This is a genomic window from Roseococcus suduntuyensis (assembly GCF_014196305.1).
Classification (GTDB): Bacteria; Pseudomonadota; Alphaproteobacteria; order Acetobacterales; family Acetobacteraceae; genus Roseococcus; species Roseococcus suduntuyensis.
On the sequence record NZ_JACIDJ010000006.1, the window covers coordinates 215,586 to 234,083 of the forward strand.

Genomic DNA, 18,498 nt, shown 5'->3' on the forward strand with positions numbered 1-18,498 from the left:
CGGGGGCTTCCCCCGCCGGGCAGGATGCCCACATGCTGTCACGAACTTGGGGTGAGGGGCGGATTCGCCCCCGCCCCGGACCCCCGCGCCCATTCCGGGGCGGGGCGTCATGATGGGAAGCCGAGCCATGGACCGCGATCCGGTCGAGATCTACAACAATTCCCTCGTGCCCATGGTGGTGGAGCAGTCCTCCCGGGGCGAGCGGGCCTACGACATCTATTCGCGCCTGTTGAAGGAGCGGATCATCTTCCTGACCGGCGCCGTCTACGATCAGGTTTCCAGCCTGATCTGCGCGCAGCTGCTGTTCCTGGAGAGCGAGAACCCGAACAAGGACATCTCGTTCTACATCAACAGCCCCGGTGGCGTGGTGAGCGCCGGCCTCGCGATCTATGACACCATGCAGTATATCCGCAGCCCGGTCAGCACCGTGTGCATCGGCATGGCGGCCTCCATGGGCTCGCTGCTGCTGACGGCCGGCGCCAAGGGCAAGCGCTTCGCCCTGCCGAATGCGCGGGTCATGGTGCACCAGCCCTCCGGCGGCGCGCAGGGCCAGGCGACGGACATCGAAATTCAGGCGCGCGAGATCCTGGAACTGCGCAAGCGGTTGAACCAGATCTATGTCCGCCACACCGGCCAGCCGGTGGAAGCCATCGAGGCCAAGCTCGAGCGCGACAGCTACATGTCGGCCGAGGAGGCGATGAACTGGGGCCTGATCGACCAGGTGGTGACCGAGCGTCCCACCCCGGTCGAAGCCCCCAAGGCCTGATGCCCTGCCGCAGCCGTAACGAATTGGCTGCATTGACCGGGCATTAGGTGTTTATGTGGTGCCCTGGCGGCAGCGCCAGGGTAGCGCTTCCCCCGGGAGGACCGGGGGTCTATTCTTTGCCGACGCGCCATCCAGCCCGCCGGGGCCGGACAGGGAGCGAGGAGTGGGCATGAGCAAATCGGGCGACAGCAAGAACACCCTTTACTGCTCCTTCTGCGGGAAGTCGCAGCATGAGGTCCGCAAGCTGATTGCGGGACCGACGGTGTTCATCTGCGATGAATGCGTCGAACTCTGCATGGACATCATCCGTGAGGAGCACAAGACGCATCTCGTCAAGACGCGGGATGGGGTGCCCACGCCGAAGGAGATCTGCAAGGTCCTCGATGACTACGTCATCGGGCAGGACCATGCGAAGAAGGTCCTCTCGGTCGCGGTCCACAATCATTACAAGCGGCTGGCCGCGGGCGCCAAGAACAACGACGTCGAGATCGCCAAGAGCAACATCATGCTGCTGGGCCCGACGGGCTCGGGCAAGACGCTGCTGGCGCAGACCCTGGCGCGTATTCTCGACGTGCCTTTCACCATGGCGGACGCGACCACGCTGACCGAGGCCGGCTATGTGGGCGAGGATGTGGAAAACATCATCCTCAAGCTGCTCCAGGCCGCGGACTACAATGTGGAGCGCGCCCAGCGCGGCATCGTCTACATCGACGAAGTGGACAAGATCAGTCGCAAGTCGGACAACCCCTCCATCACCCGCGACGTGAGCGGGGAGGGCGTCCAGCAGGCGCTGCTCAAGATCATGGAGGGCACGGTCGCCTCCGTGCCGCCCCAGGGCGGCCGGAAGCACCCCCAGCAGGAATTCCTGCAGGTGGACACGACCAACATCCTCTTCATCTGCGGTGGCGCCTTCGCCGGCATCGAGCGCATCATCGGCGCGCGCGGCAAGGGCTCGGGCATCGGCTTCGGCGCCGAGGTCCGCTCACCGGAGGATCGTCGCACCGGCGCCGTCTTGAAAGAGGTGGAGCCCGAGGACCTGCTGAAGTTCGGCCTGATCCCGGAGTTCATCGGACGCCTGCCCGTGGTCGCCACGCTGGAAGACCTCGATGAGCGCGCGCTGATCGAAATCCTGACGCGCCCGAAGAACGCCCTGCTGAAGCAGTACCAGCGCTTGTTCGAGATGGAGGGCGCCAAGCTCACCTTCACCGAGGACGCGCTGAAGTCGGTTGCGCAGCGGGCCATCCAGCGCAAGACCGGCGCGCGCGGCCTGCGTTCGATCATGGAGAGCATCCTGCTGTCCACCATGTTCGAACTGCCGGGCCTGACCGACGTCGAGGAGGTGGTGGTGAACCGGGAGGTGGCCGAGAGCCGCGCCCAGCCCCTCTTCATCTACGGCGAGAAGGCCGCGGAACAGAGTTCCGCCTGATGGCTGTGCGGCGGCCCCCCTGCCCCCCGGGCGGGGCCGCCTGTCATCCCGGCGACTTGTTTGCCCGGGGTTCCAACCCACATCCAATGTTTTCCCGTGGTGCCGGCGGGCGTGCCTGTCCAGGGCGCCTGACCCACCGACTGTCCCTCGTGAGGTCCAAATGACGGAAGTTCCCCCAGGCGAGCTGCACCCGGTCCTGCCGCTGCGCGACATCGTCGTCTTCCCCCACATGATCGTGCCGCTCTTCGTGGGCCGCGAGAAATCCGTCCGCGCACTGGAAGCGGTGATGCGGGAGGACAAGCAGATCCTCCTCGTCGCGCAGAAGAACGCGCAGCAGGATGATCCGGGTGCGGAAGACCTGTTCCAGCTCGGTACCGTTTCCACGGTGCTGCAGCTGCTCAAGCTGCCCGACGGCACGGTGAAGGTGCTGGTGGAGGGGCTGAAGCGCGCCCGCATCCACAGCTTCAAGGAGAATGAGAGCCACTTCGAGGCCTATGTCCAGGCCGTGGAGGAGCCGGCCTCGGAGAAGCGCGAGGTCGAGGCGCTGATGCGCTCGGTCATCTCGCAGTTCGAGGGCTACATCAAGCTCAACAAGAAGATCGCGCCCGAGGTGCTGGTCTCGGTCAACCAGATCGACGACCCTGGCAAGCTCGCGGACACGGTGGCGAGCCACCTCTCCATCAAGATCGCCGAGAAGCAGGAGCTGCTGGAGATCGCCTCCGTGGCCCAGCGGCTGGAACGCGTCTTCGCCCATATGGAGGGCGAGATGAGCGTGCTGCAGGTGGAGAAGCGCATCCGCAACCGCGTGAAGCGGCAGATGGAGAAGACGCAGCGCGAATACTACTTGAACGAGCAGCTCAAGGCGATCCAGAAGGAGCTGGGCGAGGGAGAGGAAGGGCGCGACGAGGTCGCGGAGCTTGAGGCCAAGATCAAGGCCACCAAGCTCAGCAAGGAGGCCTCCGACAAGGCGCTGGCGGAGCTGAAGAAGCTGCGCTCCATGTCGCCCATGTCGGCCGAGGCGACCGTGGTGCGGAACTACCTGGATTGGATCCTGTCCATCCCCTGGAAGAAGCGCAGCAAGGTCCGCAACGACATCACCGCGGCCGAGGCCGTTCTCAATGCCGACCATTATGGGCTTGAGAAGGTGAAGGAGCGGATCATCGAGTACCTGGCGGTCCAATCGCGCTCGAAGAAGATCCGCGGGCCCATTCTGTGCCTGGTGGGGCCGCCGGGCGTCGGCAAGACCTCGCTGGGCAAGTCCATCGCCAAGGCGACGGGACGCGCCTTCGTGCGGATGTCTTTGGGCGGCGTGCGGGACGAGGCCGAGGTGCGCGGCCACCGGCGCACCTATATCGGCTCCATGCCCGGCAAGGTGATCCAGGGCATGAAGAAGGCCAAGACCTCCAACCCGCTCTTCTTGCTGGACGAGATCGACAAGCTCGGTGCCGATTGGCGCGGCGACCCGTCGAGCGCGCTGCTGGAGGTGCTGGACCCCGAGCAGAACTCGACCTTCGCGGACCACTACCTGGAGGTGGACTACGACCTTTCGGACGTGATGTTCGTCACCACCGCCAACTCGCTCCGCATGCCCCAGCCGCTGCTGGACCGCATGGAGATCATCCGCATCCCCGGCTACACCGAGGAGGAGAAGCTCGAGATCTGCAAGCGGCACCTGATGAAGAAGGTGACCGACGCGAATGGGCTGAAGCCGGGCGAATGGTCGGTGACGGACGATGCGCTGCGCGACCTCATCCGCTACTACACGCGTGAGGCCGGCGTGCGCAGCCTGGAGCGCGAGGTGGGCGGGCTGGCCCGCAAATGCGTGAAGGAGATCGTGAGCGGCAAGGCCAAGAAGGTCGCCATCACCCGCAAGAACCTCGAGAAATACGCTGGCGTGAAGAAGTTCCGCTATGGCGAGACCGAGAGCGAGGACATGGTGGGCGTCGTCACCGGCCTCGCCTGGACCGAGGTGGGGGGCGACATCCTCTCCATCGAGAGCGTGGTGGTGCCCGGCAAGGGCAACATCAAGCCCACGGGCCAGCTCGGCGACGTGATGAAGGAAAGCGTGAGTGCGGCACTCTCCTATGTTCGCTCGCGTTCGGCGCAGTTTGGCCTGAAGCCCACGCTGTTCGAGAAGCGCGACATCCATGTCCACGTTCCCGAGGGCGCGACGCCCAAGGACGGGCCGAGTGCGGGTGTGGCCATGGCCACTTCCATCATCTCGGTGCTGACGGGCATCCCGGTGCGGCGCGACGTGGCCATGACGGGCGAGATCACGCTGCGCGGTCGGGTGCTGCCCATTGGCGGCCTGAAGGAGAAGCTGCTGGCGGCCCTGCGTTCGGGCATCACCACGGTCTTCATCCCGAAGGACAATGAGAAGGACCTGGTGGACATTCCGGAATCCGTCCGGAAGGCGCTGACCATCATTCCGGTCAGCCATGCCGACCAGGTCATTGGCAAGGCGCTCGTCCGGGCGCCCGAGGCCATCACCTGGGTGGAGCCGGAGGAGGCGCCTGTGACGCCGCCCGCGGCCGAGAGCGGCGTCCGCCCGCATTAACGCCAGGACAGGGAGGGGCGCACCCCCTCCCGATCCGGGTCACGGCCGGCCGCGATGCCGCGGCGCAGCGGGGTTTCCCCCAGAAAACCGCGGCAATCCGCCAGGAATCCGGTCACGCCGTGATTGACGTGGCGGAAAACCGCCCCCTACTGTCCGCTTCGGTTCGCGGACGGGGAATCGGTCCCGTCGCCGACAGTTTCACGGAAAGGGGATCATCCCATGAACAAGCAGGACCTGGTGGCCGTTGTCGCGGACTCGGGTGAACTCTCCAAGGCCAAGGCCGGCGACGTGCTGGACGCGGTGTTCGAGGCCATCACGAAGGCGCTGAAGAAGAAGCAGGAGGTCCGTCTGGTGGGCTTCGGCACCTTCAGCACCAGCAAGCGCAAGGCCGGCAAGGGCCGCAACCCGCGCACCGGCGAGGAGATCAAGATCCCCGCCTCCACCACCGTCCGCTTCAAGGCCGGCAAGGGCCTCAAGGACGCGGTCAACTGAGTTGCGCGCCCTGGGCTTGCCCGGGGCGCCACTTCGCGGGCGGGCGCTTAGCTCAGAGGTAGAGCGCCTGCTTTACACGCAGGATGTCGGCGGTTCGACCCCGTCAGCGCCCACCACGAAACCATCTGAAAATGCCGGCCCCTTGGTTGACAGGTGCCGGTTCGGGGCCTAAACGCCCCAGCACTGCGCGGGTGTAGCTCAGTCGGTTAGAGCGCCGGCCTGTCACGCCGGAGGTCGCGGGTTCGAGCCCCGTCACTCGCGCCAGTACACCGCACAAGCGGACCGCCCATTAGGGCTTCCTTTCCTTTCAAAGCTTGATCATTTCGACCGCTGAGGCACGCCCAGGCGGCTCCGTGAACTGGTCCTTGCATCCCGGTCATCCGTATGCGGGCCTATGGCGGAAATGGGCGCGCCTCTGTATGGTGCGCCGCGTCACGCCCCCGGGAACAGGGGTGGGACCAAGCGCGGCTCACGCGTCTCTTGAGGCAAAGTTTACAAAGGCAAGGCCGGACAATGACCCAGCCCCTGCTCGCGCAGTATTTCCCGATCCTGGTCTTCCTGGGAATCGCGGGTGGCATCGCGCTCGCCATGGTGGGCGGCAGCATGCTGCTGGCCCGGCAGAAGCCCGATGCCGAGAAGCTGTCGGCCTATGAGTGCGGCTTCGCCCCCTTCGACGACACGCGCCGGCGCTTCGACGTGCGATTCTACCTGGTCGCCATCCTCTTCATCATCTTCGACCTGGAGGTGGCCTTTCTTTTCCCCTGGGCGGTGACGCTGGGGCAGATCGGCTGGCTGGGGTTCTTCTCCATGATGAGTTTCCTCTTCGTGCTGACGGTTGGCTTCATCTACGAGTGGCGCAAAGGCGCGCTGGACTGGGAGTGAGCGCCATGAACGAGATCAGCTGGAACAAGGCCGCGACCCCCCCGGGGGCCGAGCAGGACGCCGTGATCCGCGCCGTCACCGGCGAGATCGAGGAAAAGGGCTTCGTCGTCGCCAACCTGGACAAGGTGGTGAACTGGGCCCGCACCGGCAGCCTCTGGCCGATGACCTTCGGCCTGGCCTGCTGTGCCGTGCCGATGATCCACGCCTACATGGCGCGCTACGACCTGGACCGCTTCGGCATCATCCCCCGCGGGTCGCCGCGGCAGTCGGACGTGATGATCGTCGCCGGCACGCTGACCAACAAGATGGCCCCCGCGCTGCGCAAGGTCTACGACCAGATGAGCGAGCCGCGCTGGGTCATCTCCATGGGCAGCTGCGCCAATGGCGGCGGCTATTACCATTATTCCTACAGCGTGGTGCGCGGCTGCGACCGCATCGTGCCGGTGGACATCTACGTGCCCGGCTGCCCGCCGACCTCGGAGGCGCTGGTCTACGGCATCCTCCAGCTCCAGAAGAAGATCCGCAGGACGGGGACCATCCTCCGTGGTTGACGCGCTCGAAGAGGCCATCCGCGCCGCCCTCGCCGACCGGGTGCCCGTCACCTATGGCCGTGCCCGGTTTGGGCATGAGCTTGTGCTGCATGTGCACCGCGAGGCGCTGCTGCCGCTGCTCATCGTGCTGCGCGACGCGCCCGAGCTCGACTTCGCGCAATGCATGGACATCTGCGGCGTGGACTGGCCGGAGCGGCCCGAGCGCTTCGACGTGGTCTACAACCTGCTCAGCCTCACGCGGAATGCGCGCGTCACCGTCATCACCACGACGGACGAGACGCTGCCCGTGCCGAGCGTGTCCCTGCTCTGGCCGAGCGCCACCTGGTTCGAGCGCGAGTGCTGGGACATGTATGGCGTGGTCTTCGCGGGCCTCGATGACCTGCGGCGCCTGCTGACCGATTACGGCTTCGAGGGCCACCCGCTCCGCAAGGACTTCCCGCTGACCGGCCATGTGGAGGTCCGCTACGACGCCGAGGCTGGGCGCGTCGTGCAGGAACCCGTGAAGCTGACGCAGGATTTCCGAAGCTTCGACTTCCTGAGCCCGTGGGAGGCAATGACCACCCTGCCGGGCGACGAGAAGGTGCATCTGAACCGCATCCCCGGCCTGGCCGTGGACGGGACGAAGGGCGACCAGAAGTGAGCGTCACCACGAACAACGCGGCGACCACCACCGTCGAGGTGGACAGCCACACCATCAATTTCGGGCCGCAGCACCCGGCCGCGCATGGCGTGCTGCGCCTCATCCTGGAGATGAAGGGCGAGGTGGTGGAGCGCGCCGACCCGCATATCGGCCTGCTGCACCGCGGCACCGAGAAGCTGATCGAGCACAAGACCTACCTGCAGGCGCTGCCCTATTTCGACCGGCTGGACTACGTCAGCCCCATGGCGATGGAGCATGGCTTCGCGCTCGCCACGGAACGCCTGCTGGGCATTGACGCGGACGTGCCGGAGCGCGCGCGCTACATCCGCGTGCTGTTCAGCGAGATCACGCGCATCCTGAACCACCTGCTGAACGTGACGACCTATGCGCTGGATTGCGGCGCCATCACGCCCTCGCTCTGGGGCTTCGAGCAGCGCGAACACCTGCTCGAAATGTACGAGATGACGTCCGGCAGCCATTACCACGCGAACTACTTCCGCCCCGGCGGCGTGGCGAAGGACATCCCGGCCGCCCTGCCCGAGAAGATCCACAACTGGGCGCGCGCCTTCCCGGCCTTCCTCGACGACCTGGAAGGCCTGCTGACCGAGAACCGCATCTTCAAGCAGCGCACCGTGGATATCGGCGTGATGTCGGCCGAGGACGCCATGGCCTGGGGCTTCTCCGGCCCCTGCCTGCGCGCCAGCGGCGTGGCCTGGGATCTGCGCAAGTCGCAGCCCTATGAGGTCTATGACCGCATGGAGTTCGACATCCCCGTGGGCCGCCATGGCGATTGCTATGACCGGTATCTGGTGCGGATGCAGGAGATGCGGCAGTCCATGCGCATCATCGACCAGTGCCTGGCGCAGATGAAGCCAGGCCCGATCAAGATCGCGGACAACAAGATCGTGCCGCCCACGCGCGGCGAGATGAAGCGCTCGATGGAGGCGCTCATCCACCACTTCAAGCTCTACACCGAAGGCTATCACGTGCCGCAGGGTTCGACCTATTCCGTGATCGAGGCGCCGAAGGGCGAGTTCGGCGTCTATCTCGTGGCCGATGGCACCAACAAGCCCTACCGCTGCAAGATCCGCGCGCCGGGCTATGCGCATCTCCAGGCCATCGAGGCGCTGAGCAAGGGCCACATGCTGGCGGATGCGGTGGCCATCATCGGCAGTCTCGACATCGTCTTCGGGGAGATCGACCGATGAGCGGGCATGGTCCCGGTGGCGGTTTCCGCGCCACGCACGCGGTGGGCAAGGCCGAGGCGGCGCAACCCACGGAATTCGCCTTCGACGCGGCCAGCGAGGCCGAGATCGAGAAGATCATCGCGCGCTATCCGGCCGGCAAGCAGGCCAGCGCCGTCATCCCGCTGCTCTACATTGTGCAGCGGCAGATGGGGCGCGTGACCGGCAGCGCCTGGGTGCCGCGGGTGGCCATGGACGTGATCGCGCAGCGCCTCTCCATGCCGCCCATGCGCGTCTATGAGGTCGCGACCTTCTACCTGATGTTCAACACCAAGCCGATCGGCCGCTATCACCTGCAGGTCTGCGGCACCACACCCTGCATGCTGCGTGGCAGCGACGACGTGCTGGCGGCCTGCAAGAGCGCGGGCGGCCTCAAGGGCTATGGCGACACCAGCGCGGACGGGCTGTTCACGTTGACCGAGGTGGAATGCCTCGGTGCCTGCGTGAATGCGCCCATCCTGCAGGTGGATGACGACTATTACGAGGACATGGACCACGACAGCACCGTGCGGCTGATCGAGGCGCTGAAGCGCGGCGAACGTCCGCCGCATGGCAGCGCCATCGGCCGTCAGGCGGCGGCCCCCGTGGGCGGGCCCATGGTTCTCACCGGTTCGGAGGATTGAGCCATGGCGCTCTCGGACAAGGACCGCATCTTCACCAACCTCTATGGCACGCAGCCCTGGAACCTCTCGGCCGCGCGCATGCGCGGCGACTGGGACGGCACACGCGAGTACATCGCGAAGGGCCGCGACTGGCTGATCGACGAGGTCAAGAATTCGGGCCTGCGCGGCCGCGGCGGCGCGGGCTTCCCCACCGGCATGAAGTGGTCCTTCATGCCCAAGCAGACCGATGGCCGCCCTTGCTACCTGGTGGTCAATGCCGATGAATCCGAGCCTGGCACATGCAAGGACCGCGACATCATCCGCCACGATCCGCACAAGCTGATCGAGGGCTGCCTGATCGCGGGCTTCGCCATGGGGGCCAGCGCCGGCTACATCTACATCCGCGGCGAATACTACAACGAGAGCGTGGTGCTCGAAGCCGCCATCGCCGAGGCCTATGAGGCCGGGCTGCTGGGCAAGAACGCGTGCGGCTCGGGCTATGATTTCGAGCTCTACGTCCATCGCGGCGCCGGCGCCTATATCTGCGGCGAAGAGACGGCGCTGATCGAGAGTCTCGAAGGCAAGAAGGGCATGCCGCGCCTGAAGCCGCCCTTCCCGGCGGCGGTGGGCCTCTATGGCTGCCCGACCACGGTGAACAATGTCGAGACCATCGCGGTGGTGCCGACCATCCTGCGGCGTGGCCCCGGCTGGTTCTCCTCCTTCGGGCGGGAGCGCAATGCGGGCACCAAGGTGTTCTGCATCTCGGGCCATGTGAACAAGCCCTGCAATGTCGAAGCCGAGATGAGCATCCCTCTGCGGGAACTCATTGACCGCTATGCCGGCGGCGTGCGCGGCGGCTGGGATAATCTGCTCGCGGTGATCCCGGGCGGTTCGTCCGTGCCGCTGCTGCCCAAGCACATCTGCGACGACGTGCTGATGGATTTCGACGCGTTGCGTGAGCACAAGTCGGGCCTCGGCACGGCGGGCGTCATCGTGATGGACAAGTCCACCGATGTGGTGCGCGCCATCGCCCGCCTGGCGCATTTCTACAAGCATGAAAGCTGCGGCCAGTGCACGCCCTGCCGCGAAGGCACGGGCTGGATGAAGCGCGTGATGGACCGGATGGTGCGCGGCGACGCCGAGATCGAGGAAATTGACATTCTCGAACAGGTCACGCGGCAGGTCGAAGGCCACACCATCTGCGCGCTGGGCGATGCGGCGGCCTGGCCCATCCAGGGGCTGATCCGGCACTTCCGGCCCGAGATGGAGCGGCGCATCCGCGAGCGTCATGCCACGACAACCCCTCTGGCGGCGGAGTAAGCACGATGGCCAAGGTCACCGTGGACGGCATCGAGGTCGAGGTCCCGAACGGCGCCTCCGTGCTCCAGGCCTGCGAGGCCGCGGGCAAGGAAGTGCCGCGCTTCTGCTATCATGAGCGGCTGTCGGTCGCCGGCAATTGCCGCATGTGCCTGGTGGAAGTCGAGAAGGCGCCCAAGCCCGTCGCCTCCTGCGCCTATCCGGTCATGGATGGGATGAAGGTCTTCACCGACACGCCCGTGGTGCGCAACGCGCGGCGCGGCGTGATGGAATTCCTGCTGATCAACCACCCGCTGGACTGCCCCATCTGCGACCAGGGTGGCGAATGCGACCTGCAGGACCAGGCGATGGCCTATGGCCGCGACCTCTCGCGCTATGACGAGGGCAAGCGGGCGGTGAAGGACAAGTATGTCGGGCCGCTCATCAAGACCGTGATGAACCGCTGCATCCATTGCACGCGTTGCGTCCGCTTCGCGGCCGAGGTGGCGGGCGTGCCCGAGATGGGCGCCACGGGCCGCGGCGAGGGCATGGAGATCGGCACCTACGTCGAGAAGGCGCTGAGCAGCGAACTCTCCGGCAACCTGATCGACATCTGCCCGGTGGGCGCGCTGACCAGCCGGCCCTACGCCTTCGTCTCCCGCCCCTGGGAGCTGCGGAAGACCGACAGCGTGGACGTGCTCGACGCCGTGGGCGCCGCCATCCGCGTGGATGTGCGGGGCGGCGAGGTGCTGCGGATCATGCCGCGCGTGCATGACGACGTGAACGAGGAATGGCTGGGTGATCGCGGCCGCTTCTCCTTCGACGGGCTGAAGCGCAACCGCCTCGACCGCCCCTGGGTGCGGCGCGACGGCAAGCTGCAGCCAGCCAGCTGGGCCGAGGCGCTGGGCGCCATCGCGCGCGCCCTGCCGGGCAAGCGCGTCGGCGCCATCGCGGGCGACACCATGGACGCCGAAGCCATGTTCGCCCTGAAGGGCCTGATGGCCGCGCTGGGCAGCACGAACCTGGATTGCCGCCAGGATGGCGCGAAGCTCAATGCGTCGCGGCCGGACTACTACCTGTTCAACACGGGTATCGCCGGCATCGAGCAGGCGGATGCCATCGTCATCATCGGCAGCAATCCGCGCGTCGAGGCGCCGGTGCTGAATGCGCGTATCCGCAAGCGCTGGATGACGGGTGCCCTGCGCGTGGGCGTGGTCGGTCCCATGGCGGACCTGACCTATCCCACCCAGGCGCTGGCGTTGCGCGAGGCGGGCGCCTTCCTCGAGGGCGCCAAGAACCCCATGGTCATCCTGGGCCGTGGCGCGCTGGCGGGCGAGGATGGCGCGGCGGTGCTGGCCGCCGCCTGGGATCTGGCGAAGCAGGCGGGCGGTCTGCGCGAGGACTGGCACGGGTTCAATGTCCTGCACCAGTTCGGTGGCCAGGTGGCGGCGCTCGACCTCGGCTTCCTGCCGGGTGAGGGCGGGCAGGACCTCGCGGGCATGCTGAGCGGCGGCGTGGACGCGCTGTGGCTGCTGGGCGCCGATGGTTTCGATGCGTCACGCATCGCGCCCGGCACCTTCGTGATCTACCAGGGCCATCACGGCGAGGCCGTGGCCGCGCGCGCCGACGTGATCCTGCCGGGTGCCGCCTACACCGAGAAGGATGGCACCTACGTCAACACCGAGGGGCGCGTGCAGCGCGGCCGCATGGCCGTGACGCCGCCCGGCGAGGCGCGCGAGGATTGGAAGATCATCCGCGCCGCCTCCCAGATGCTGGGTGTGACGCTGCCCTATGATTCGCTGGAGGCGCTGCGGGCCGAGATGGCCGCGGCGCACCCCGTCTTCGCGCGGCTGGACCAGGGCCCGCTGCCCGGCTGCACCGATGATGCGGGGCCGGTGGCGACGGGCGCGCTGGGCATGGCGCCCTTCCAGCTTCCCATCCAGAACTACTGGCAGGTGGACCCCATCACGCGCGCGAGCCCGACCATGGCCGAGTGCGCGGCGACCTACCTGCAGCCCAAGCCGCTGCTGGCGGCGGAGTGAGGCGATGACGGAGTTCCTCAACACGCCGCTGGGCGTGCTCGCGCTGACGGTGGCGCAGGCGCTGGCCCTGCTGGTGCCGGTGCTGATCGGCGTGGCCTACCTGACCTGGGCCGAGCGCAAGGTGCTGGCCGCGATGCAGATGCGCCGCGGGCCGAATGTGGTGGGGCCCTTCGGGCTGCTCCAGCCCTTCGCCGACGCCATCAAGATGCTGATGAAGGAGACGATCATCCCGTCGGGCGCCTCGCGGGTGCTCTTCCTGGCGGCGCCGATCCTGACCTTCGTGCTGGCCATGATCGCCTGGGCGGTGATCCCGGTGGCGGATGGCTGGGCCATCGCCGACATCAATGTGGGTATCCTGTACCTCTTCGCCATCAGCTCGCTCGGCGTCTATGGCGTGATCATCGCGGGCTGGGCGTCCAATTCGAAATACGCCTTCCTGGGCGCGCTGCGCTCCGCCGCGCAGATGGTGAGCTACGAGGTCTCGATCGGCTTCGTGATCGTGACCGTGCTGCTCTGCGTGGGGTCGCTGAACCTGACCGAGATCGTCCGCGCGCAGACGACGGTGTGGTTCGTCATCCCGCTCTTCCCCATGTTCGTGATCTTCTTCATCAGCGCGCTGGCCGAGACCAACCGGGCGCCCTTCGACCTTCCGGAGGGCGAGAGCGAGCTGGTGGCGGGCTTCTTCGTCGAATACAGCAGCATGTCCTTCGCGCTGTTCTTCCTCGGCGAATACGCGAACATGATCCTGATGAGCGCGCTGGCCACCATCCTCTTCCTGGGGGGCTGGCTGCCGCCGCTGGACATCGCGCCTTTCAACTGGGTGCCTTCGCCCATCTGGTTCGCGCTGAAGGTGGCCGCCTGCCTCTTTGTCTTCATCTGGGCGCGCGCCACCTTCCCGCGCTACCGCTATGACCAGCTGATGCGGCTGGGCTGGAAGGTCTTCCTGCCGTTCAGCCTGCTCTGGCTGGTGCTGACGGCCGCGGTTCTCAAGCTGACGGGGTGGCTGCCGGCATGACCACATTGGACCGTTTCGCGCGCTCCTTCCTGCTCACCGAGATCGTGGGCGGCATGGCGTTGACGCTGCGCTATTTCTTCAGCCGCAAGGCGACGCTGAACTACCCCTATGAGAAGACGCCGCTCTCGCCGCGCTTCAAGGGCGAGCACGCGCTGCGCCGCTATCCCAATGGCGAGGAACGCTGCATCGCCTGCAAGCTGTGCGAGGCGGTGTGCCCCGCGCTCGCCATCACCATCGAGGCCGAGCCGCGCGAGGATGGCAGCCGCCGCACCACGCGCTACGACATCGACATGACCAAGTGCATCTACTGCGGCATGTGCGAAGAGGCCTGCCCGGTGGATGCCATCGTTGAGGGGCCGAACATGGAGTTCGCGACCGAGACGCGCGAAGAGCTGATGTACGACAAGGAGCGCCTGCTGGCCAATGGCGACCGCTGGGAAAGCGAACTCGCCAAGCGGCTGGAACTGGATGCCCCCTACAGGTGATGCAAGACGGCCGCGCCGAAGCGGCCCTGGGAAGGTTTGTTGAGATGGCCAGCTTCACGGAAGGACGGGTGCGATGATCGCAGGGCTCGCCTTCTATTTCTTCGCCTTCATCCTGATCGCGTCGGCGGTGACGGTCGTCACCGCGCGCAACCCGGTCCATTCGGTGATCTGGCTGATCGCGGCCTTCTTCAACGCGGCCGCGCTGTTCCTGATCGCGGGCGCCGAGTTCCTCGCGATGATCCTGGTCATCGTCTATGTGGGCGCGGTCGCGGTGCTGTTCCTCTTCGTGGTGATGATGCTGGACGTGGACTTCGCCCAGCTCCGCGAGGGCGTGCAGCGCTACGCGCCGATTGGCGCGGTCGTGGGCGGCATCCTCTTCCTGGAGCTGCTGCTGGTGCTGTCGGTGTGGCGCTTCGCGCCCGATGCGGCGGCGCTGCGCATGGCGCCGATGCCGGAAGGCATCACGAACACCGAGGCCATCGGGCGCATCCTCTACACGGACCACATCTACCTCTTCCAGATCTCGGGGCTGATCCTGCTGGTGGCGATGATCGGCGCCATCGTGCTCACCCTGCGCGAACGTCCGGGCACCAAGCGCCAGGACGTGGCCACGCAGATCGCGCGGACCAGCACGGTCGCCATGGCGCGGCCTGAACTCGGCGAGGGCATCCGGCGCGAGGACATCCTGCGGCCCCTGCCGCCGCCGGCGAAGGAAGCACCCAAGCCCGTCACGCATGAGGGGGGGCACCACTGATGCTCGACATCGGCCTCACCCACTACCTGGTGGTTAGCGCGATCCTCTTCGTGCTGGGCGTCTTCGGCATCTTCATGAACCGCAAGAACGTCATCGTGATCCTGATGAGCGTGGAGCTGATCCTGCTCTCGGTGAACCTGAACCTGGTGGCCTTCTCGGCGCAGCTCGGCGACCTCACGGGCCAGGTCTTCGCCATGTTCATCCTGACCGTGGCAGCGGCCGAGGCGGCCATCGGGCTCGCCATCGTCGTCATCTACTTCCGCAACCGCGGCAGCATCGAGGTCGAGGACATCTCGACCCTGAAGGGCTAGAACGATGTTCGTTGGGGCGGTCTTCTTCCCGCTGCTGGGCGCCTGTGTCAGCGGCTTCCTGGGGCGCTGGCTCGGCGACCGGGTGGCCATGTGGTCCACGGTCTTCTTCATGGCGCTGGCGGCCATCTGCGGCCTGCTGGCCTTCTGGCAGGTGGCGCTCGGCGGCCAGCCGCAGACGGTGGTGCTCTTCACCTGGATGCAGGTGGGAGAGCTCTCGTTCTCCTGGTCGCTGCGCTACGACACGCTGGCCGCGATCATGGTCGGCATGGTCACGTTGATCTCGACGCTGATCCACCTCTACTCGATCGGCTACATGTCGCATGACGCGACGCCCTCGCGCTTCTTCGCCTACCTGTCGCTCTTCACCTTCATGATGTTGATGCTGGTGACGGCGGACAACCTGGTGCAGCTCTTCTTCGGCTGGGAGGGTGTCGGCCTCGCGAGTTATCTGCTCATCGGCTACTGGTATGAGAAGGACAGCGCGAACGCCGCCGCGATGAAGGCCTTCATCGTGAACCGGGTGGGCGACGTCTTCTTCATGCTGGGCATGGCGCTGACCTTCTTCACCTTCGGCAGCCTGGAATTCGACGCCATCTTCGGCGCCGTTCAGAACCATGTGAACGACGTGTTCCTGGGCATCCCCTCGCTCGAACTGATCGGCGTGCTGCTCTTCCTGGGCGCCTGCGGCAAGTCGGCGCAGCTTGGCCTGCACACCTGGCTGCCGGACGCGATGGAGGGGCCGACGCCCGTCTCCGCGCTGATCCATGCGGCGACGATGGTGACGGCGGGCGTCTTCCTGATCTGCCGCATGTCGCCGGTGATGGAATTCGCGCCGGTGGCGCTGGCCATCGTGACGGTGGTGGGCGCCTCGACCGCGCTGTTCGCGGCCACCATCGGGTGCGTGCAGAACGACATCAAGCGCATCATCGCCTACTCCACCTGCTCGCAGCTCGGCTACATGTTCTTCGCGGCGGGTGTGGGGCTCTATCAGGCGGCCATGTTCCACCTCTTCACCCACGCCTTCTTCAAGGCGCTGCTCTTCCTGGGCGCCGGCAGCGTGATCCACGCGATGTCCGATGAGCAGGACATTCGCAAGATGGGCGGCATCTGGAAGAAGATCCCCGTCACCTATGCGGTGATGTGGATCGGCTCGCTGGCCCTGGCGGGCATTCCCTTCTTCGCGGGCTACTACTCCAAGGACGCCATTCTGGAGGGCGCGGTCGCGGCCGGTACGGGTGTGGGCATGTATGCCTTCGTCTGCGGCGCGGTGGCAGCCTTCCTGACCGCCTTCTATTCCTGGCGCCTGCTGATCCTGACCTTCCACGGCAAGCCCCGCGCCGACCACCACACCATGGAGCACGTCCACGAAAGCCCGCTGGTGATGCTGGTGCCGCTGCTGCTGCTGGCCGTCGGTGCCATCACCACGGGCTTCGTCTTTGCGCCCTATTTCATCGGTGATGCGGCGACCGCCTTCTGGAACGGCGCCATCTACAACCTGCCGGCCAAGGACATGATGGAGGCGCTGCACCATGCGCCGCATTGGGTGCCGACGCTGGCCAAGACGGTGGCCATCAGCGGCATCCTGCTCGCCATCCTGATCTATGGCTTCCTGCCGCACATCCCCGGCCGGGTGGCGGCGGCGGCCCCCGGGCCGTACCGCTTCCTGCTGAACAAGTGGTATTTCGACGAGCTGTATGACCGCATCTTCGTCCAGCCGGCGCGGCGCCTCGCGGTGCAGCTCTGGCAGGTGGGCGATGCGCGCATCATCGACGGCATGCCCAATGGCGCGGCGGCACTCGCCGCCGGGGCCTCGCGCGGCACGGTGCGGCTGCAGACGGGCAAGGTCGCCAGTTATGCCTTTGCCATGATCATCGGCCTTGTGGTCTTCGTGACCCTCTTCCTGACGGGGCGCTGAGCCATGAACGCCGCGGGTTTCCCCATTCTCTCCCTGGTCACCTTCCTGCCGCTGCTGGGGGTGCTGGTCATCCTCACCGTGCGGGGCGAGGAGGCGGTGGTCGCCTCCAACGCGCGCTGGACCGCGCTTTGGACCAGCCTCGTCACCTTCGCGTTGTCGCTGGTGCTGTGGTTCCAGTTCGACCGCAACAGCCCGGACTTCCAGTTCGTCGAGCGGCTGGAGTGGCTGCCCGATTACGGCGTCTCCTACATGATGGGCGTGGACGGCGTGTCGGTGCTGTTCGTGCTGCTCTCCACCGCGCTGACGCCGCTGTGCATCCTGGCTTCGTGGGAGTCGGTGCAGAACCGCGTGCGCGAATACATGATCGCCTTCCTGGTCCTCGAGACCATGATGGTCGGCATGTTCTGCGCGCTGGACTTCATGCTGTTCTACATCTTCTTCGAAGCCGTGCTGATCCCGATGTTCCTCATCATCGGCGTGTGGGGCGGGGCGCGGCGGGTGTACGCGGCCTACAAGTTCTTCCTCTACACCTTCCTCGGCTCGGTGCTGATGCTGCTGGCGATCATCGCCATCTGGTACCAGTCGGGCACGACCAGCATCCCCGAGATCTACGAGTTCGACATTCCCTTCGCGATGCAGGTCTGGATCTTCCTGGCCTTCTTCGCCTCCTTCGCGGTGAAGGTGCCGATGTGGCCCGTCCACACCTGGCTGCCGGACGCGCACGTGGAGGCGCCGACGGCGGGCTCCGTCATCCTGGCCGGCGTGCTGCTGAAGATGGGCGCCTATGGCTTCCTTCGCTTCAGCCTGCCCATGCTGCCCGACGCGTCGCAGTATTTCGCGCCGATGATCTATGTGCTGAGCGTGGTGGCGGTGGTCTACACCAGCCTGGTCGCGCTCGCGCAGCAGGATATGAAGAAGCTCATCGCCTATTCCTCCGTGGCGCATATGGGCATCGTCACGCTGGGCATCTTCACCTTCAACCAGCAGGGCATCGAGGGCGCGCTCTTCACCATGCTGGCGCATGGCGTGGTCTCGGGCGCGCTCTTCCTCTGCGTGGGCGTGCTCTATGACCGCGAGCACACGCGCGAGATCGCGCGCTATGGCGGGGTCGCCAAGATCATGCCCGCCTATGCGCTGGTGTTCATGCTCTTCACCATGGCCTCGGTGGCGCTGCCGGGCACGGCCGGCTTCCCGGGCGAGTTCCTGGTCATCGTGGGCGCCTGGGCGGTGAACCCCTGGGTGGCACTCGGCGCCGCCACGGGCATGGTGCTGGGGGCCTGCTATATGCTGCGCCTCTACCGCGGCGTGGCTTTCGGGCGGATCACGCGCGAGGACCTCAAGCGCCTGCTCGACCTCAGCCCGCGCGAATACACGACCTTCGCGCCGCTGATCGTGCTGACGCTGTGGATGGGCGTCTATCCGCAATCCTTCCTCTCCTTCTTCTCCGCCACGGTGGCGCAGATGGTGGCCCAGCATCAGGCCGCCATTTCCGCCGCGTCGCGCTTCGCGGGGCTGTAAGC

At 66.3% G+C, this 18,498-nt stretch carries 17 protein-coding genes and 2 tRNA genes; all 19 read left to right on the top strand.

The window, feature by feature from the left end:
• Positions 1-109 precede the first annotated feature (109 nt).
• The 19 genes from clpP to GGQ83_RS16480 all read left to right on the top strand — a co-directional run bounded on the left by clpP (position 110) and on the right by GGQ83_RS16480 (position 18,496).
• Positions 110-766, top strand: coding sequence for an ATP-dependent Clp endopeptidase proteolytic subunit ClpP (gene clpP, locus GGQ83_RS16390; protein ID WP_456315758.1), 657 nt, complete (start codon positions 110-112; stop codon positions 764-766).
• A gap of 169 nt (positions 767-935) precedes the next feature.
• The gene (gene clpX, locus GGQ83_RS16395; protein WP_184385942.1) at positions 936-2,192 is read left to right on the top strand and encodes an ATP-dependent Clp protease ATP-binding subunit ClpX; all 1,257 of its coding nucleotides are present in this window, start codon (positions 936-938) and stop codon (positions 2,190-2,192) included.
• A 160-nt stretch (positions 2,193-2,352) separates the two neighbouring features.
• Positions 2,353-4,749: an endopeptidase La gene (gene lon, locus GGQ83_RS16400; protein WP_184385944.1), complete on the top strand. Its 2,397-nt coding sequence runs from the start codon at positions 2,353-2,355 to the stop codon at positions 4,747-4,749.
• A 219-nt stretch (positions 4,750-4,968) separates the two neighbouring features.
• Complete coding sequence (locus GGQ83_RS16405; protein ID WP_184385946.1) at positions 4,969-5,241, top strand: HU family DNA-binding protein; 273 nt, start codon at positions 4,969-4,971, stop codon at positions 5,239-5,241.
• Between the two features lie 41 nt (positions 5,242-5,282).
• Positions 5,283-5,357 (top strand) — tRNA-Val (locus GGQ83_RS16410).
• A gap of 71 nt (positions 5,358-5,428) precedes the next feature.
• Positions 5,429-5,505, top strand: a tRNA-Asp gene (locus tag GGQ83_RS16415).
• Between the two features lie 249 nt (positions 5,506-5,754).
• Positions 5,755-6,123, top strand: coding sequence for an NADH-quinone oxidoreductase subunit A (locus GGQ83_RS16420; RefSeq protein WP_184385947.1), 369 nt, complete (start codon positions 5,755-5,757; stop codon positions 6,121-6,123).
• 5 nt (positions 6,124-6,128) lie between these two features.
• Positions 6,129-6,674, top strand: coding sequence for a NuoB/complex I 20 kDa subunit family protein (locus GGQ83_RS16425; RefSeq protein ID WP_184385949.1), 546 nt, complete (start codon positions 6,129-6,131; stop codon positions 6,672-6,674).
• Positions 6,667-7,314: an NADH-quinone oxidoreductase subunit C gene (locus GGQ83_RS16430; protein ID WP_184385951.1), complete on the top strand. Its 648-nt coding sequence runs from the start codon at positions 6,667-6,669 to the stop codon at positions 7,312-7,314. The genes GGQ83_RS16425 and GGQ83_RS16430 overlap by 8 nt, the downstream gene beginning before the upstream one ends.
• Positions 7,311-8,522 carry an NADH-quinone oxidoreductase subunit D gene (locus GGQ83_RS16435; RefSeq protein WP_184385952.1) on the top strand — a complete coding sequence of 404 codons (1,212 nt, stop codon included), beginning with the start codon at positions 7,311-7,313 and terminating at the stop codon, positions 8,520-8,522. Before GGQ83_RS16430 ends, GGQ83_RS16435 begins: the two co-directional genes overlap by 4 nt.
• Entirely contained in the window at positions 8,519-9,181 is a 663-nt protein-coding gene (locus GGQ83_RS16440; protein WP_184385954.1) for a complex I 24 kDa subunit family protein, read from the top strand. The genes GGQ83_RS16435 and GGQ83_RS16440 overlap by 4 nt, the downstream gene beginning before the upstream one ends.
• Positions 9,182-9,184: 3 nt before the next feature.
• On the top strand, positions 9,185-10,480 hold the full coding sequence (gene nuoF / locus GGQ83_RS16445) for an NADH-quinone oxidoreductase subunit NuoF (RefSeq protein ID WP_184385956.1): 1,296 nt from the start codon (positions 9,185-9,187) through the stop codon (positions 10,478-10,480).
• 5 nt (positions 10,481-10,485) lie between these two features.
• Positions 10,486-12,498, top strand: coding sequence for an NADH-quinone oxidoreductase subunit NuoG (nuoG, locus tag GGQ83_RS16450; protein ID WP_184385965.1), 2,013 nt, complete (start codon positions 10,486-10,488; stop codon positions 12,496-12,498).
• Between the two features lie 4 nt (positions 12,499-12,502).
• The gene (gene nuoH / locus GGQ83_RS16455) at positions 12,503-13,513 is read left to right on the top strand and encodes an NADH-quinone oxidoreductase subunit NuoH (protein WP_184385967.1); all 1,011 of its coding nucleotides are present in this window, start codon (positions 12,503-12,505) and stop codon (positions 13,511-13,513) included.
• A complete protein-coding gene (gene nuoI, locus GGQ83_RS16460; RefSeq protein ID WP_184385969.1) occupies positions 13,510-13,998 on the top strand; it encodes an NADH-quinone oxidoreductase subunit NuoI in 489 nt (162 codons plus the stop codon). Before nuoH ends, nuoI begins: the two co-directional genes overlap by 4 nt.
• Positions 13,999-14,071: 73 nt before the next feature.
• Positions 14,072-14,752 carry an NADH-quinone oxidoreductase subunit J gene (locus GGQ83_RS16465; RefSeq protein ID WP_184385971.1) on the top strand — a complete coding sequence of 227 codons (681 nt, stop codon included), beginning with the start codon at positions 14,072-14,074 and terminating at the stop codon, positions 14,750-14,752.
• A complete protein-coding gene (gene nuoK, locus GGQ83_RS16470) occupies positions 14,752-15,063 on the top strand; it encodes an NADH-quinone oxidoreductase subunit NuoK (RefSeq protein ID WP_184385973.1) in 312 nt (103 codons plus the stop codon). Before GGQ83_RS16465 ends, nuoK begins: the two co-directional genes overlap by 1 nt.
• 4 nt (positions 15,064-15,067) lie before the next feature.
• Positions 15,068-16,978, top strand: a complete 1,911-nt coding sequence (nuoL, locus tag GGQ83_RS16475) for an NADH-quinone oxidoreductase subunit L (protein ID WP_184385975.1) — start codon at positions 15,068-15,070, stop codon at positions 16,976-16,978.
• Between the two features lie 3 nt (positions 16,979-16,981).
• Complete coding sequence (locus GGQ83_RS16480; RefSeq protein WP_184385977.1) at positions 16,982-18,496, top strand: NADH-quinone oxidoreductase subunit M; 1,515 nt, start codon at positions 16,982-16,984, stop codon at positions 18,494-18,496.
• Positions 18,497-18,498: the final 2 nt, after the last annotated feature.

What these genes read in the sequence shown, in the direction of transcription:
- nuoF (WP_184385956.1), top strand. Translation starts at nt 9,185, where the DNA reads ATGGCGCTCTCGGACAAGGACCGCATCTTCACCAACCTCTATGGCACG.
- clpP (WP_456315758.1), top strand. Translation starts at nt 110, where the DNA reads ATGATGGGAAGCCGAGCCATGGACCGCGATCCGGTCGAGATCTACAAC.
- nuoK (WP_184385973.1), top strand. Translation starts at nt 14,752, where the DNA reads ATGCTCGACATCGGCCTCACCCACTACCTGGTGGTTAGCGCGATCCTC.
- GGQ83_RS16405 (WP_184385946.1), top strand. Translation starts at nt 4,969, where the DNA reads ATGAACAAGCAGGACCTGGTGGCCGTTGTCGCGGACTCGGGTGAACTC.
- lon (WP_184385944.1), top strand. Translation starts at nt 2,353, where the DNA reads ATGACGGAAGTTCCCCCAGGCGAGCTGCACCCGGTCCTGCCGCTGCGC.
- GGQ83_RS16480 (WP_184385977.1), top strand. Translation starts at nt 16,982, where the DNA reads ATGAACGCCGCGGGTTTCCCCATTCTCTCCCTGGTCACCTTCCTGCCG.
- GGQ83_RS16420 (WP_184385947.1), top strand. Translation starts at nt 5,755, where the DNA reads ATGACCCAGCCCCTGCTCGCGCAGTATTTCCCGATCCTGGTCTTCCTG.
- nuoG (WP_184385965.1), top strand. Translation starts at nt 10,486, where the DNA reads ATGGCCAAGGTCACCGTGGACGGCATCGAGGTCGAGGTCCCGAACGGC.
- GGQ83_RS16440 (WP_184385954.1), top strand. Translation starts at nt 8,519, where the DNA reads ATGAGCGGGCATGGTCCCGGTGGCGGTTTCCGCGCCACGCACGCGGTG.
- nuoL (WP_184385975.1), top strand. Translation starts at nt 15,068, where the DNA reads ATGTTCGTTGGGGCGGTCTTCTTCCCGCTGCTGGGCGCCTGTGTCAGC.
- clpX (WP_184385942.1), top strand. Translation starts at nt 936, where the DNA reads ATGAGCAAATCGGGCGACAGCAAGAACACCCTTTACTGCTCCTTCTGC.
- GGQ83_RS16465 (WP_184385971.1), top strand. Translation starts at nt 14,072, where the DNA reads ATGATCGCAGGGCTCGCCTTCTATTTCTTCGCCTTCATCCTGATCGCG.
- nuoI (WP_184385969.1), top strand. Translation starts at nt 13,510, where the DNA reads ATGACCACATTGGACCGTTTCGCGCGCTCCTTCCTGCTCACCGAGATC.
- GGQ83_RS16425 (WP_184385949.1), top strand. Translation starts at nt 6,129, where the DNA reads ATGAACGAGATCAGCTGGAACAAGGCCGCGACCCCCCCGGGGGCCGAG.
- nuoH (WP_184385967.1), top strand. Translation starts at nt 12,503, where the DNA reads ATGACGGAGTTCCTCAACACGCCGCTGGGCGTGCTCGCGCTGACGGTG.